General features: G+C 68.0%; 17 protein-coding genes. 11 read left to right on the top strand and 6 right to left on the bottom strand.

Annotated features, from left to right (window positions below; translation table 11 throughout):
- Positions 1-58: 58 nt before the first annotated feature.
- The 11 genes from NX1_RS02690 (at position 59) to NX1_RS02640 (ending at position 6,813) form a co-directional block, all read left to right on the top strand.
- A complete protein-coding gene (locus tag NX1_RS02690; RefSeq protein ID WP_068053148.1) occupies positions 59-1,027 on the top strand; it encodes an NADP-dependent oxidoreductase in 969 nt (322 codons plus the stop codon).
- Positions 1,028-1,517: 490 nt separating this feature from the next.
- The gene (locus NX1_RS02685; protein ID WP_068054100.1) at positions 1,518-2,135 is read left to right on the top strand and encodes a hypothetical protein; all 618 of its coding nucleotides are present in this window, start codon (positions 1,518-1,520) and stop codon (positions 2,133-2,135) included.
- Positions 2,135-3,358, top strand: coding sequence for an SRPBCC family protein (locus NX1_RS02680; protein ID WP_084500881.1), 1,224 nt, complete (start codon positions 2,135-2,137; stop codon positions 3,356-3,358). The genes NX1_RS02685 and NX1_RS02680 overlap by 1 nt, the downstream gene beginning before the upstream one ends.
- Positions 3,355-3,753 carry a gas vesicle protein GvpJ gene (gene gvpJ, locus NX1_RS02675; RefSeq protein ID WP_068053145.1) on the top strand — a complete coding sequence of 133 codons (399 nt, stop codon included), beginning with the start codon at positions 3,355-3,357 and terminating at the stop codon, positions 3,751-3,753. The genes NX1_RS02680 and gvpJ (NX1_RS02675) overlap by 4 nt, the downstream gene beginning before the upstream one ends.
- Complete coding sequence (locus NX1_RS02670; protein WP_068053142.1) at positions 3,753-4,544, top strand: GvpL/GvpF family gas vesicle protein; 792 nt, start codon at positions 3,753-3,755, stop codon at positions 4,542-4,544. The genes gvpJ (NX1_RS02675) and NX1_RS02670 overlap by 1 nt, the downstream gene beginning before the upstream one ends.
- Positions 4,545-4,547: 3 nt before the next feature.
- Positions 4,548-4,784, top strand: a complete 237-nt coding sequence (locus tag NX1_RS02665) for a gas vesicle protein GvpG (RefSeq protein WP_068053139.1) — start codon at positions 4,548-4,550, stop codon at positions 4,782-4,784.
- Between the two features lie 18 nt (positions 4,785-4,802).
- Positions 4,803-5,135, top strand: coding sequence for a gas vesicle protein GvpO (gene gvpO, locus NX1_RS02660; RefSeq protein ID WP_068053137.1), 333 nt, complete (start codon positions 4,803-4,805; stop codon positions 5,133-5,135).
- On the top strand, positions 5,132-5,530 hold the full coding sequence (gvpJ, locus tag NX1_RS02655) for a gas vesicle protein GvpJ (protein WP_068053134.1): 399 nt from the start codon (positions 5,132-5,134) through the stop codon (positions 5,528-5,530). The genes gvpO and gvpJ (NX1_RS02655) overlap by 4 nt, the downstream gene beginning before the upstream one ends.
- Positions 5,523-6,314 (top strand): GvpL/GvpF family gas vesicle protein, encoded by a 792-nt coding sequence (locus tag NX1_RS02650; protein WP_068053131.1) that lies wholly within the window; start codon positions 5,523-5,525, stop codon positions 6,312-6,314. Before gvpJ (NX1_RS02655) ends, NX1_RS02650 begins: the two co-directional genes overlap by 8 nt.
- Entirely contained in the window at positions 6,311-6,523 is a 213-nt protein-coding gene (locus NX1_RS02645) for a gas vesicle protein (protein ID WP_068053128.1), read from the top strand. The genes NX1_RS02650 and NX1_RS02645 overlap by 4 nt, the downstream gene beginning before the upstream one ends.
- Positions 6,520-6,813: a gas vesicle protein K gene (locus NX1_RS02640; RefSeq protein WP_068053125.1), complete on the top strand. Its 294-nt coding sequence runs from the start codon at positions 6,520-6,522 to the stop codon at positions 6,811-6,813. Before NX1_RS02645 ends, NX1_RS02640 begins: the two co-directional genes overlap by 4 nt.
- Positions 6,814-6,906: 93 nt before the next feature.
- Here the strand turns inward: NX1_RS02640 and NX1_RS02635 are convergent, their stop codons facing one another.
- The 6 genes from NX1_RS02635 to NX1_RS02605 all read right to left on the bottom strand — a co-directional run bounded on the left by NX1_RS02635 (position 6,907) and on the right by NX1_RS02605 (position 13,822).
- The gene (locus tag NX1_RS02635) at positions 6,907-7,605 is read right to left on the bottom strand and encodes a DUF4241 domain-containing protein (protein WP_068053121.1); all 699 of its coding nucleotides are present in this window, start codon (positions 7,603-7,605) and stop codon (positions 6,907-6,909) included.
- Positions 7,606-7,733: 128 nt separating this feature from the next.
- A complete protein-coding gene (locus NX1_RS02630; RefSeq protein ID WP_068053117.1) occupies positions 7,734-8,606 on the bottom strand; it encodes an alpha/beta hydrolase in 873 nt (290 codons plus the stop codon).
- Positions 8,607-9,054: 448 nt separating this feature from the next.
- Positions 9,055-10,932, bottom strand: coding sequence for a protein kinase domain-containing protein (locus tag NX1_RS37640; RefSeq protein WP_245668313.1), 1,878 nt, complete (start codon positions 10,930-10,932; stop codon positions 9,055-9,057).
- Positions 10,875-11,366, bottom strand: a complete 492-nt coding sequence (locus NX1_RS34985; RefSeq protein ID WP_245668317.1) for a hypothetical protein — start codon at positions 11,364-11,366, stop codon at positions 10,875-10,877. The genes NX1_RS37640 and NX1_RS34985 overlap by 58 nt, the downstream gene beginning before the upstream one ends.
- A 120-nt stretch (positions 11,367-11,486) precedes the next feature.
- Entirely contained in the window at positions 11,487-12,242 is a 756-nt protein-coding gene (locus NX1_RS02610; RefSeq protein ID WP_068053106.1) for a hypothetical protein, read from the bottom strand.
- A 194-nt stretch (positions 12,243-12,436) separates the two neighbouring features.
- Positions 12,437-13,822 (bottom strand): three-helix bundle dimerization domain-containing protein, encoded by a 1,386-nt coding sequence (locus NX1_RS02605; RefSeq protein WP_245668283.1) that lies wholly within the window; start codon positions 13,820-13,822, stop codon positions 12,437-12,439.
- Between the last annotated feature and the right edge of the window lie 740 nt (positions 13,823-14,562).

Raw genomic sequence — 14,562 nt, 5'->3', positions numbered from 1 at the left:
ACCGCACTTCGAAGTGCGTTCTTCCCAGCAGAGAGTAGCTCTCCATACGATCGCCATCATGACGAGCTTGCAGAACGAGAAAGTCCCCACGATGCGCGCCGTGGTGGTGCGGACACCAGGCGGACCGGAGGCGTTGACCTTGACGGAGGTCCCGATGCCGGCACCGGGCGAGGGTCAGGTGCTGGTGCGGGTCGAGGCCGCCGCGGTCAACCCGGTCGATGTCGCGACGCGGACCGGAATGCTCGTCGAAGCCGGACTCATGTCGCCACGTCCCGTGACCGGGATCGGCTGGGATGTCGCGGGGCGAGTCGAGAGCGCCGGCGCGGGTGTCATCGAGTTCGCCGTCGGCGATCGGGTCATCGGCCTGCGCGACCGGCTCGACCTCTCCCTCGGCGCCTATGCCGACTACCTCGTGCTCGACGCGGCGGCGCTCGCGCCCGCGCCGCGCGGGCTGTCGGCGGTGGAAGCGGCGACCCTGCCGTTGAACGGGCTCACCGCCGCGCAAGCCTTGGATCTGCTCGACCTGCCGCCGGGCGGCACCCTGCTCGTCACCGGCGCGGCGGGCGCGGTGGGTGGTTTCGCCGTCGAACTTGCCGCGCAACGCGGGTGGCAGGTCGTCGCGAACGCGGACGCGGCCGACGAGGAATTCCTCCGTGGCGTGGGAGCCGAGTGGTTCGTCCCGCGCACCGACGACCTCGCCGACGCCGTGCGACGACTGGTCCCGGGCGGTGTCGACGCCGCGGTGGACACGGCAGTGCTCGGCCTGCCCGCCCTCGGGGCGGTACGGAATCGCGGCGGCTTCGTCTCGGTGATCGCAGGCGCCGCACCCACTCCCTTGCGCGGCATCACCGTCCGCGAGCAGTGGATCGCCGCCGACGGAGCCGCGCTCGCCCGGATCGCCGCACTGGCGGAGAACCGGCGATTGACTGTCCGCGTGGCCGAGACATTCCCGCTGGCCGACGCCGTGAAGGCGCACCACCGGATGGCCGAGGGGAAGTTGCGCGGCCGTCTCGTGCTGGTGCCATGAGCTCGGCGATCGACATTCGCCCAACCCGCGGCGTGGACGCGGAGTTCCGCTGACTCGCAGCGCGTTCCGCCATAGGTGCCGCGACCCCCGCGGTTCGCTCCCCGGCGGCGCGATGCGCGCAGAGGGTGCTGTCGAAGCAGGCTCTCGCTTAACGAGATTCAGCCCGCCGTGACACTCGGTCCGGCCTGCCGCACCGAAGCGCGGAAGATCGCGCGAGGAACCATCTGGCTATCACCCGGCGCACAGCACGGCTTCGCGGAAATCCGACCTCGCGGCCGGTCAGGGTACGGCGAACGATATCCACGCCCGACATTGGGCCGTTTCAGGTTTTCGCAGCAAGAACGCGGTTACACCCCATTCGTAGAGGGCGTAGCGTGCAAGCTTTGGGACATCGAGTGATCCAGCCCACTTTTGTACACGCGAGGCTATAGCTCAACTCTATTTCGCACCCTCGACGCGAGATGGAGTAGATGGCAAATCAGGAGTGACCATGAAGGTTGGAACGAGGATGGCGGTGGGGATCGGGATCGGGTACCTACTGGGACGCACGCGCAAGATGAAGCTGGCGTTGGCGTTGACGGGCGCGGGACTGAGCAAGCAGGCGGGCGGCCCACAGGCGCTGCTGCAACGCGGAACGTCCGTGCTCGGGTCGTCGCCGGAACTGACGAAGCTCACCGACGCGATTCGCGGTCAGCTGATGGATGCCGCGCGGGCCGCGGCGGTCACTGCCGCGAGCAACCGTATCGATGCGTTGAACGAACGCCTTCAGCTGCAGGGCGCTAGGTCCGAGGGCGACGAAGACACCGACGAAGACGAGTACCCCGAAGACGCGGACGATCATGCCGAAGACGACTACGAATCCGCGGACGAAAACGAGGAAGACGAAGACGAAGAGGAGGAGGAGGACACCGAGCCCGAGCCCGCGAAGGGCAAGAAGTCGTCATCCACCCGCGCACGACAGACCACACGCCGCAGGGCGCCGGCGTCCAAGTCCAGGACACCGGCCAAAGCGTCCGGCTCCGGAGAACGTAAGCCGACTGGGTCGCGACAGCGGCGTAGCCGTGCCGACACCGCGGACAGCGCGCCCGTGCGCCGTACCAGGAGGTGATGGCGATGGCTGCGAAAGTTCTCGAAGACGTCACCCGCAAGCTCGGCCAGACCGCGACCGAGACCGCGAGCCGGGCCAAGAAGGCGGCTGGGCCTGGCACACCGCAGCAGCACCTGCAGGACTCGTTGCGGAGTCTGACGGAAACCATCGCCGAGCGTGCTCTCACCAACGTCGCCGACCGGGTGGCCGGGACGGCCGATCGACTCACCAACTTGGCCGAAGGCGGCGGTGGCACCCTGCTGTCTGCGTTGACCGGGGTCGAGAAGCTGGCCGAAGGCAAATCACCGATGTCCGCGGCGATGAGCGCGGGCATGGACAAGCTCAAGAACACCGCCACGGAGAAGTTCCAGGACGTCAAGGAATCCTTGACCGGAGGCAAGGGTAAGGGCAGCGGAGGCAAGAAGCTCAAACTGACCAATATCGTCGAGTACATCGATGTCGGTGTCCCGATCGACCTCGCCTACGACCAATGGACGCAGTTCGCGGACTTCCCGAAGTTCATGAAGAAGGTCGAGCAAGTCGAGCAGGTCTCCGACGAGAAGCTCGAATGGTCCGGCAAGGTGTTCTGGTCCAAGCGGAGGTGGAGTTCCACCATCGTCGAGCAGGTGCCGTTCGAGCGGATCGTGTGGCGCTCGAAGGGCGCCAAGGGCTACATCGACGGCGCGGTGACCTTCCACGAACTCACCCCCGATCTGACACGGATCGTGGTGGTGCTCGAGTACCACCCGGGTGGGTTCTTCGAAAAGACCGCCAACCTCTGGCGTGCCGCAGGCCGACGAGTTCGACTCGAGCTCAAGCATTTTCAGCGGCACGTCATGATCGAGAGCGCGCTGCGCCCCGATGACATCGTGGGCTGGCACGGCGAAATCCGCGACAAGAAGGTCGTCAAGGACGACGAGACGGCCCGTCGTGAGGAAGAAGAAAACGAGGACGAAGAACGCGACGAAGCCGACGAAGTCGAGGAACGTGACGAGGCCGAAGACGAGGAGACCGACGAAGACGAGGACGAAGAACGCGACGAGGCCGAGGAGGACGAAGAACCCGGCGAAGACCAGGAACGTGACGAGGCCGAGGAAGACGAGGAGACCGAGGAAGACGAGCGGCCCGCTCGTCGGCCTGCGGCGCGCCGTCGCACCACATCGGCGAGTCGTCGCACCGCATCGGAGGGCAGGCGCGCCGCGCCCGTACGCCGGTCGACCGCGCGGAGGAGGCAAGAAGCATGACTATCGAACCTGCCGGTGGCGGTGGCGTCGCGGCCCGCCCGAACTCTTCGGGCTTGGCCGACGTCATCGACACGATTCTCGACAAGGGACTGGTCATCGACGCGTTCGTGCGCGTGTCGCTGGTCGGTATCGAATTGGTGACCATCGACGCCAGAGTCGTGGTGGCCAGCGTCGATACATATCTGCGATTCGCCGAGGCCGTCAACCGGCTCGAAATCTCCGACACCGAACCGAAGGGTCTGCCTGACCTGGTCGGGGAGGTCGCCAGCGGCGGAGCCAAGCACAAGACCCAGGGCGCGCTCGAGGCCGCCGGCGAAAAAGTCCTGAACTTCATGGACGACGTCGAGGCGAGGCGCCAGAAGCAGAGCCGGTCCTCTCGACACAAGGAGGATTGATGTCCACCGAACAAGCGACCGAAGCGCGAGAGAAGGAAAGCGGCGGACGTACCGCGGTATATGTCTACGGCATCGTGCCCGCGGACGTCGAGCCCGAAGAGCAGGCCTCCGGTGTCGGCGATCACAGCGTCACCGTGGTGCGGTACGGGGAGATCGGCGCGTTGGTCAGCGAGATCTCGACCGATCGGCCGCTCGGCACCCCTGCCGACATGACCGCGCACGCGGAGCTGCTGGACGGCTCGGCCGCCGTGGTACCGGTGCTGCCGCTGCGGTTCGGGGCCGTCATGTCCACCGCGGAGGCGGTGGAGAAGGAGCTGCTCGAGGCCCATCAAGACGAGTTCCGTGCCGCGCTGGACGAATTGGAGGGTCGCGCGCAGTTCGTGGTCAAGGGTCGCTACGTCGAAAAGGCGATCCTGCGCGAACTGCTCGAGGAGAACGCCGAGGCGGCTCGGTTGCGCGACGTCATCCGTGACAAGTCGGCAGATGCGACGCGGGACGCCAGGATGGCACTCGGCGAGATCATCAACCAGGGCATCGAATCGAAACGCGCCCAGGACACCCGTCGGGTGCTCGATGCGCTCGTCGAGCTCGAACCCCTCGTCAACGAGCGGCCCCCGACCCACGAGCAGGACGCGGTGCACGTCGCGATTCTCGTTGAGCTGTCCAAACAGGACGACTTGGAGGATGCGTTGGCCGGGCTCGCCGACGAGTGGGATGACCGTGTGGAGTTGTCGCTGCTCGGTCCGATGGCGGCTTACGACTTCGTGATGAAGCGCGCACCGGAGGGCTGACCCGTGGGTTTGCTCTCGGCGATCTTCACGTTGCCGCTCGCGCCTGTCCGCGGCGTGATCTGGTTGGGCGAGATCATCCAGGACGAAGTCGAACGGAAGCTGCACGATCCGGCCACCATCCGGCGTGAACTCGAGGCGATCGACGAGGCCGCGGCGGCCGGTCAGCTGTCCGAGGAAGAACGCGTTCAAGCCCAGCAGGCAGTCCTCGACCGGATGATGCGTCCGGGCGGCGGCGCCTGACCGGAAGGAGTGATCCGAGTGAGCGCCCGGAGAGCGGACGATGACACCGAGGACGGCGGCCGATCGGATCGATCGCAATGCCGGACCGCCGCAGAGGCCGCCACGGCGGCGATCGCGCAGCTGGCGGATCTGACCTCGAAGGCCACCGAGGGAGCAACCTCGGCCGAGCCCATCGAGGACGGCTGGCTGGTGGAGGTCGAGGTGCTCGAGGACCGCCGCATCCCGTCGTCGTCGGACATGCTCGCGCTCTACGAGGTGGAGCTCGACCCGGACGGGAATCTGGTGGCGTATCGCAGAACCCGGCGTTACGCCCGCGGCAGCACCGACATCGGCGCAAGGGGTACCTCATGACCGTCGTGGGTAGCGGATCGCAGCCTGCTCCGGAGCCGTACGGCGGCGGCCATCGGTCGACGAACCTCGGCGACATCCTCGAGCGGGTCCTCGACAAGGGGCTGGTCATCGCCGGCGACATCCAGGTCAATCTGCTCGACATCGAATTGCTCACGATCAAGCTGCGACTGGTGGTCGCGTCGCTGGAAACCGCGAAGGCGGTGGGCATCGACTGGTGGGAGACCGATCCCTGGCTCAACAGCAAGGCCCGCACCCTCGAGCGGCAGGATCACGATCTCGAACTCGAGAACCAGAAACTCCGCGATCGGATCGCGGAACTGGAATCGCGAAAGGATGTGCATCCCACGCCGATCGAGCGCGCACGCGAGCCGGAGGAAGAGCGAGACCGTGACTGACGCCGACGGAGTCTGGCTGTACGCGGTGACCAGCGCCGCAGACGTCGGGGAAGACCTGGGCGAGCTGACCGGCGTGGCCGGGGAGGCGGTGCGCCCGGTGGTCTCCGGCGATCTCGCGGCGGTCGTGGGGTCGGTGCCGCTCGCGGTCTTCGGCGACGAGCCGCTGCGCCGGAATCTGGAAGATCTGACGTGGCTGGAGGCGACGGCCCGGGCTCACGACGCCGTCGTCTCCGCACTGGCGCGACGGGGCACGGCCGTGCCGCTGCGCCTGGCCATCGTCTTCCGTGACGACGATCGGGTGCGCGGCATGCTCGAGGAACGCCGAGCGACCTTCGAGTCGGCGCTGGCCCTGATTCGCGGACGGACCGAGTGGGGCGTCAAGGCCTACGGCGACCGCGCCGCGCTCACGGCCGCGGTCGCCGAGGCCGACCTCGCCAAGTCCGAAAGAGGCGGTGCGGGAACGGCTTATCTGCTGCGGCGGCGCGCGCAGTTGTCGGCGCAGGAAACCGTCGAACGCGACGCGGCCGAGCGCGCCGATCGAATCCACGAGCTGTTGGTCCGGCAGGCGGCGGCGGGTCGGCGTCAGCCGGTGACGGATCCCGTACTGAACGGCCGCCGGGACTGGATGGTGCTCAACGGCACGTACCTGGTCGACGACGACCGCGCGGACGAATTCGCCTCGGCCGTCGAAGATCTCGGGGCCCAGTTTCCTGGCATCCGGCTCGAGCTCACCGGACCGTGGCCGCCGTATTCGTTCGCGGGCGCGGAACGGGACACGCCATGACGCGCACCGACAGCGAGCGACGCGTCGCACTCGTCGACCTGCTGGATCGGGTGCTGGCGGGCGGCGTCGTCATCACCGGCGACATCAAGCTCTCCATCGCGGATGTCGACATGGTCCAGATCTCGCTGCGTGCCCTGATCTCCTCGGTCAGCGCCCTTGACCCCGCTCGCGTCCGCCTCGCGCAGCGAACTGGAGCCACCCCCGGATGACTGAATTCGACGGCATCTCCCCGCGTATCGACACCGATCCCGAATCCGTCGAACGCGGACTAGTCACGCTCGTGCTCACCCTCGTGGAGCTGTTACGCCAGTTGATGGAGCGCCAGGCATTGCGTCGCGTGGACGACGGCGACCTCAGCGAGGAACAGATCGAGCGCATCGGCACCACCCTGATGCTGCTCGAGCAACGCATGGGGGAACTGCGCGACCACTTCGGGCTCACCCCCGAGGACCTGAACATCGACCTCGGACCGCTCGGGACGCTGCTGCCCGAACAGTGAGGTTCAGTGTCGGTGACGAGAGCCCGCTCGCCGGTTGGCCGGCCGCGGAAGCGTGTCCTGTCGAGTCGCGCGAGAACATGAGGTCGGCCTCTCTCAGTCCCACGGGCTGGTGCGCACCGGGCCGGGGACGACGATCACCGCGATCTCGCCGTCGCGGTCACGGCCGGCCCACACCTGGGCCCAGCCTTCGGGGACGCCGAAGGTCAGCAGGTCGGCCCGGTGCTCCTCGTCGCGGGCGAGCTCGAAGTAGCCATCGCAAAGGTCTTCGGTGTCCCGTGCGGGAGCCGGCCGGCCGAAGCCGGAGTCTGCCGCGTCCGCCAGGAAGCGGCGGAAAGGCCCGGTCGGCGATTCCCAGGCGGTGGCGTCGGCGAAGCAGCCCATGGCCTCCTCCGCCTCGAACCCCGCGCGATCGGCGCGTGGTCCCGACGGGTCTTCGTCCCTGCCAAGCACCAGCTCCCACGTGACCACCGGCTCGTCACGGATGCGCAGGCGCGTCGCGGCGCACTCCCGGTGCTCGGTGTAGTAGCCGTCGACGACGATGGGTGATTCCGCCCAGGATGCCTCCACCGGGTATGTGCCGGGCGGGACGCGAAGAGCGAGCTCGTGCGGCGGCTCGGTGCTCCAGGGCGAGTCCACGACCAGCCGGCCGCTCGGCAGCCGGATCACGGCGACCTTCTGCACGTCGACGATCTCGATCCAGCTGTACGGCGTGTGCGGATCGCCTCCGATCCGCCGGCCTACCGTGAACAGTCCATCGAGATACTCCCGAGACTCCAGCCTGAGCTGGTCCATGCCCCGCCCCTTCCCTTTTCACGTCCACGGCATCCGCGCCCGACCCTACTCACCCGCGCCGATCGCGACCTGCTGGCCGTCCGCATCCCCGTCCAAGCTGACTCACCGCTCGGCTTCGGGCGAACCTTTCACAGCGTCCGTGCGAAGTGAGCGGCGACGGTGTCGACCGCGACGGTGACCTGGGGCTCCTGGTCGTAGAAGTCGAACTGGGTGCCTTCGGTCCAGAAGATGTCCTTGGGTCCGGCCAGTCCGGCGTGGAAGCTCCTCGCGCCCTCGGGGATCGCACCCTGCTCACTGTGCACGAGCAGGGTGGGCTGGGAGATCTTCGGCGCCAACGCGATCGAGTCGAAGGTGAGCCAGTCTACCCAGGACATGACGGCGAACCGGTTGGGCCAGGCGGGAATTCCACCGCGCGCGGGGTTGAGGTAGAAGTCGATGTCGTAGGGCATGGCCGCGCGTTCGTCGGTCGCGCTGACCACCGGCACGTAGTCGATCTCGCCGGTCTCGTCGAACCGCGACCGAGCCCGCTCCCCCAGCTCGATCTTGGCGGCCACCGCCTCCGCCCCGCCGTAGGCCTGTTCGCAGATGGCCGCGTCGTGCAGCCACGGCGCCACCAGCGCGAGTGATTTCACGCGCGTGTCGTGAGCGGTGTTGTCGGACATGTACATCGCGGCCGCGCAGATCCCCAGTGCGCCGAGCCGTCCGGCGTCGACCGCGGAATGTCCGGCCAGGAAGCTCACCGCGCTGTGGATATCCCGGATCTTCCGCCGCGGGGATTCGACATCGCGCGGTTCGCCCGCGGATTCGCCGAAACCGGTGAAATCGAACGACAGCGCCGCGTAACCGTGCCGGGCCAATCGCTCGGCGTACCGGTCGGCCATCATTTCCTTGACGCTGGTCCACGTCCCGGCCACCACCACGCCAGGCGCAGGGTCTTGCCCCTGCGGCAAGTACAGATTGCCGACGAGTTCTACTCCGTCGCTGTCGAATTCGACTTTCATGAACTGAATCCCTTCTCTCGGCTCGCACTGACACACCGGCCATGGCAAGGGGCGTCATGGAAGCCCTCGGTTGCCGTCCCCAAGATCGCCGTCATCACGACTTCGATGATCCGCCATGCGCCGCTGGGTCGCAGGAGATCGAAACGATAAGTGCCGCAAGTGCATCGGCGAGGCCGCCGTACCGGATCTGTCTTGCGGCAGGTGGTTCGAAAAGACGCGCTGCACATCGTACTTCGCCGTCGATGCGCGTCAGGTGATTGCGGCGTGGTGGGTCGCCGTGAAACCCATCGAGCGCCCCGCCACGCGGCCGAGATCTGCGCCCGAGTGACCTCGACCGGCTCGCCGACATCGAGGCTGGTGGAGTCCATGGCTGAGCATCACGTCGCGATACGGCCGGAGGAAGAGCGAGAGGTTGCTTGGTACCTGGACGTGCGAGCCCGCATCGCGGCTAGCGAATGGGCACGATCACGCCGGATGTCGATGGACCGCCATGCAACTCGAGGTGGCTCGGGACGTCCTGTTTTTTGTCGCTCTTCTTATCGTTCTTCTTGTCTTTCCCGGAAAGGTCGAAGGCCAGCCGGATCGTGCCGGTGCCGCCGGGATCGAGGACGATCGAGCCGGTGCCTGAGGGGTTGAGTCCCGCGGTGGCGGCGGCCTCGGGTGCGACAGAGCGGCCACCTGCGGTGATCAGGCGCTGATCGGCGACCGGGAAAACCTGCCGGCGATCGGACACATTCGTGACCGTCAGCGTCACGACGGTGGAGGAGCCGTCCGCCGAGCCGGTGCCGGGCACGCCGGAAACCGTGTCGGTCACGGTGAACGCGAAGTTCCCGTCCCGCACAGCACCGCCCGCGTCGGAGGGCTGCCCCGCGGTCGGGGGCGGCAGCGCACCGGTCGTCGCCGCAGCGGCGCCTTCGGAGGTAGTCGTGTTCGGAGCTGGAGCGGCAACCTCGGGGGTCGTCGGGTTCGAGCCTGGTTGAGAACCGATATCGATGCCGCCGACGAGCAACCACAATGCCACCGCGGCGACGGCGACTGCCGCCGCGGCGAACGCTGCCCACCGGCTCATCGAAGGCCTTGGCCTGCGATCGGTCGGCGCGAGTGGCCGGGACTCGGTCGCCGCCGGTCGACTCACTGCCGCGCTCACCGGCGGACCGGCCGCGGTCATGACGCGAGTCGCGGGGCGCGTGCCCGGCGCGACCTGGCGCGGCATCGGTGGGGGCCGTCGCGCCTGCACAGGCAGGCCGAGGGCCGCACGCGCCGCGGCAGCGAATTCGCCCGCCGTCGCGTAGCGGTCGCGCGGATCCTTCGCCATGCCGCGCGCGATCACGGCGTCGAGTGCGGCGGGAACACCCGCGGCAGCTCGCGAGGCGGGCGGTGGTGTGGCGGTCAGATGTGCGCGCATCTGCTGCGCCGGACCACCGTCACCGTAGGGCAGGCGTCCGGTGAGGGTTTCGTAGAGCACGCAGGCCAGCGAATAGATATCGGAGCGGGCGTCGAGCGTGCCCTCGAACCGTTCCGGCGCCATGTACTGCAACGTGCCGACGACCTGGCCTGCGGCGGTGAGCGCGGTAGCATCGGCTCCCCGCGCGATACCGAAGTCGATCAGGTAGACGAAACCGCTGGTGTGCTCGAGGATGTTGGCCGGCTTCACATCCCGATGGACGAGCCCGGCCACGTGCGCCGCGTCGAGCGCCTCGGCGGCCTGGGCGATGACCTCCACGGCCCGGTGGGGCGCGAGCGGGCCCGACAGCAGTCTCGTGGCCAGGTCGACACCCTCGATGTAGGCCATTTCCAGGAACAGATGCCCCTCGACCTCACCGAAGTGGTGAATGGGCACGATGTGCGGATTGCGCAACTGGACTCCCAGCCGTGCCTCTCGCTCGAAGCGACGCCGATAGGCCGAATCCGCGGAGTACGACGTGGACAGCACCTTCAGTGCCACGGCGCCGCCGCTGCCGTCGCGCGCCAACCACACCTCGCCCATGCCCCCACGCCCCAGCAAGCGTTCGAGGTGGTAGCTCCCGAACGAGCCGCTGCCGCGCTGCCCGGACATACCCCGACGATATCGTCCGGGATACGCCGATGCACGACCGTGGCGAAGCCGCCGACAACCCCGACCGGGGCCAGTGGGCGAGGTGCGGCGGTCGCGCAACCACCACGCGCTCAGCGCGAGTTGCGCCGCGTAGGTGAGCAGGGCGAGCCCGAACACCCCGACAGGCGGCACCTCGCCGGCGAGCGCGAAGCCGTAGCGGGTGTAGAGCACCATCAGCACGATCGACTGGCCGATGTAGTTCGAGGCAGCCATCCGGCCCGCGGGCGCCAGCCTGCCGATGGCTCGCGCGGTACGCGGCGCGCGGGCGAGCAGGACGACACGCCCGCGATGTAGGCGAAGGTCATCGCCAGGTTCACCAGTTCCTGCACGCCCATCCACCACCACGGCGCGTGCACCAGGCCGACCGCGTTCGCGAACGTCACCGCCGAGCAGCCCGAGCCCCAGCCCGATGACCAGCACGCGTGGCGCCCACCGGTCGAGTGTCGCGCCGTCCCTCGAACAAGCCCCGCTTGCCCGCAGCCATGCCGATCGAGAACAGTCCGAGGCTGGTCATTCCCTGCCCCACCCAGGTGAGCAGCAGGAAGCTGGGCGCCACGGAAAGTTGCACGCCACAGCACCGTCGCGACGGTCACATCGATGATCAGGATCCCGAACAGCGCGAAGCCGCGCAGGATGTCGCGGCGGGCAGCACGGATCGGTGGCACCGGACATGATTCGACGCTAACCGCCGAGACGACCGAAACGCGTCCTCCTAAGGGCGATTCGTGGAATGGTCGAAGTCGGGCGAGCCGTGACTTCCGGCGTATCGACCGCGCGGCCCGGCGTCAGCCGAGATCCGCGACCTCCAGATAGATCTGGCGCTCCACCGCGAGTTCGGCGAGGAACCCCTGCGCACCGCCGACGGACGGAGTCGCACGAAACGCCGCCACCGCGATCTCCCCGGTGCGCAGGCGCTGACCGTGAAATTCACGCTGTCCCAAGATGATCGGCTGCGCGGTGTCGAAGCCGACCTCGCGCACGTCGTCGGGCAACCGCCTGCCGAGCATGTCGGTGACCGTGCCCGGGATCAGGCGCACGGCTACGATCTGATCGAAGCTGGGCCGCCGCGCGATGCGGTGCGCGAGATACAACCGGCCCGGCCGCCCGAAGCACAGGTGCGTGAGCAACTCCTCGCCGACGTACGGCCGGAGTGCGGCGAAGTACACGACGCTGCGGACGGTGGCGACCACGTCGCGCGCGATGATCGGACCGCCGCGCTCCAGGTGACCACGGAACAGGGTGCCGCGCAGTTCGGTGCGCGGCCGCTCGCCCTGCGGGTCGAGTTCGGCGAGCGGGAAGAAGTCGGGTTCGAAGGTGTGGAACCCGTCGTATCCGATTCGGCGGTCGGCGCCGAGCGCGCGTCTCCCGTGCTCGTCCAGCTCGACGGCGAGCAGCACTTGGTAGTCGTTCGGCGCCTCGAATGTCGGCATATGCGACAGGTAGCAGTCGACGCCGGTGCCGAACACCAGCATGGCGTGCGTACCGGTCGTGCCCGCCATGGCGCTCGAACGCTCGAACGCGTGGGTGTGGATCCCGAACATGGGGGGCTCCTCTCTCCAGTCCCTCGTGGGAGAGTGGCACCAAACCCGGTCACGGCCACGAGTGCCGGGCTACTCGTTTCCCCATGTTCCGGCTACTCGCCAGGGCCGATCCGTCGCGCGTTGCGCGCTCGGGCCCTCGGTCACACTTCCGTTTACTACTGAATCATCGTCGCGACCGCGTCGAACGCAACATCTCAGTTATTCGAGTGGGTGACCCCGTCGAGCAGATGCTCCATGGTCTCGAAGGCCGGCGGGTCGACGACGTCGATCAGATCGGCGGGGACCGGCACCTTGTACTGCGCGCTGACCTGGGCGAACTGTGCCGCGTCACCGGTGCGGAAGCCGTGCTGGGCAGCCAGTCGCCGCAGCTCGGAATCGGTGGACAGCAGTCGGCCCAATCGGTCCCCAGAGGCGTCCAGCGGTACCAGCGTGTGGGTGGAGAGAACGGTCGGCGACGGGTAGGTCAGCACCATGTCCGGCTTCAGCTGCCCCTGCGCCGCCGCCTCGACGAACTGGGCTTCGTAGATCATCACCAGCGGCGTCGGGCCCATCCCGGCGGTGAGGTACTCCTGGAACGGGCCCGCGCTGGAGTTCTCCGCGTAGCCCTGGCCGGTGAACAGGCGCGAGACGATCGGCAGCACCCGCTGCTCGGCCTCCGCGCCTTGCACGATCGCGTTGTCGTTCGCGACGAACCCGGCGATGGCCAGGTACATCGCGGCCGAATTGGAGGTGCGCGGGTCGGTGGTGGAGACCAGGATGTTCTTGCGCACCGAGTAGGCGGTGTTGCCAGGTAGGTGCGCCCACTCGGTGTTGCGGCTCACCAGGTCGAGATAGCGGGCCACGTCGAAGGTCGGCACGGGACCCGGGCGCACCACGCCCGCCGTGGTCAGCAGGTCCGCGATCGGCCGGAAGGTGGCGATCGCCATCGGCGAGGCGAACGGCGTGTATTTGGTGGCGATATTCCGAGCCCGCTGGATCCGCTCGGCGGCGGGCGCGCTGGAGGGGAACGCGAAGCTGTGGTTGGTCAGGTCGATCGAGGCGATCTGACGGGAGCCCGCCGGCTCGACTTCGGCCTTCAGCCCGTGCTCGGCCAGCGCCGCCACGACGCGGGGGTCCTCGAAGAACGCCATCTTCTCCGAACCGACGACGCCGCGCACGATGGTGAGTCCGGAACCGGGAATCGCGGTGGGCGCGGGATCGGGCTGTCGCGCCACCAGCACGACGACCATCAGTGCCACCGCGGCCAGTGCGCCGCCGAGCAGTGCGAGCGACCGCTTGCTGTTCAGCGGGGACTGCCGCAACCGGTCGGCGAGATCGACGCGTGCGCCCTCGGCCGGCGCCGAGGCGATCGCGACGCCTTCGGCCGGAAACTCGTCGGGTTCCGGGTCGAGTTCCCTGCGCACGATCCGTTCGACGAGGATCGGCACGAATTCCCGCACCGGGCGGCCGTCGAAGCGCTGCCTGGCCGAGCCGATCGCGGAGTGGATCTGCTCGGTGGAGTGGGTTTCGGTGTAATTCTCGACCAGACTGTCGGTCAACCGGCGCATCGCCTGTTCTTCGCGGACAGTGTCGACAGCCACCAGTTCTCCTCGATGTCACAGCTGGATGGGAGCTCGCGACAGCCTCGAGCACCTGTTCGCGCGCGCCGAAACAATACCGGCATTTCCCCCGGGCCGATACACCGCGCAAACTCGGCGACGAGGCCGATTCGCCTGCGGTTGAACGCATCTCGATGCCGCGACCCGTGTGGCCGCCGGACGATTGATCCGCAGGTCAGCGCCTGTTCCTTCGCGTGAAAAACGTTGCCTCGCTCGATGCCGCACCGCCACGGACCCGATGGTGAAGCGGCCGCGGCAAACGCGCAGAGTTCAATCGGACATCGGCTTCGCGCCATCGAATGTTGTGCCACGGTTCACCGATCGACCCGGCCGCACCCAGACCGCTTGTCTCGGTGCGGCATTGGCCGATCGACGGACGTGCGGCTCGCACGATGGTCTGGGCTGTACCGATAGATGCTTCCTCGGTTCGGGTTGCGACACAGCCTGTTTGGCGACCGGCTGCCGAGACTCGACCGCCAGACGGACCTACGGCCCCGCCGCAAGGCGCACGGCACCGTTGCGACCACGGCGATTCGTCCTTGGGGCTCCAGCGATGACGCCTGCGATGTTCGAGCTTCGGAAGACCGGGCTGGCTCGTCGAGTTGGCTCCGGCTCGAGCGCTCGGGGTGCGCTTGCAGCGCACGACCCCCGCACGGCCTCGTGCTGCACGGCAGCATCACGTGCATGGTTCTGCGCCACGACTTCTCAGGTCGCGGAGGCGA

It is taken from the genome of Nocardia xishanensis NBRC 101358 (assembly GCF_001613365.1).
Taxonomy (GTDB): Bacteria; Actinomycetota; Actinomycetes; order Mycobacteriales; family Mycobacteriaceae; genus Nocardia; species Nocardia xishanensis.
This window is presented reverse-complemented; position numbering and strand designations above follow the sequence as displayed.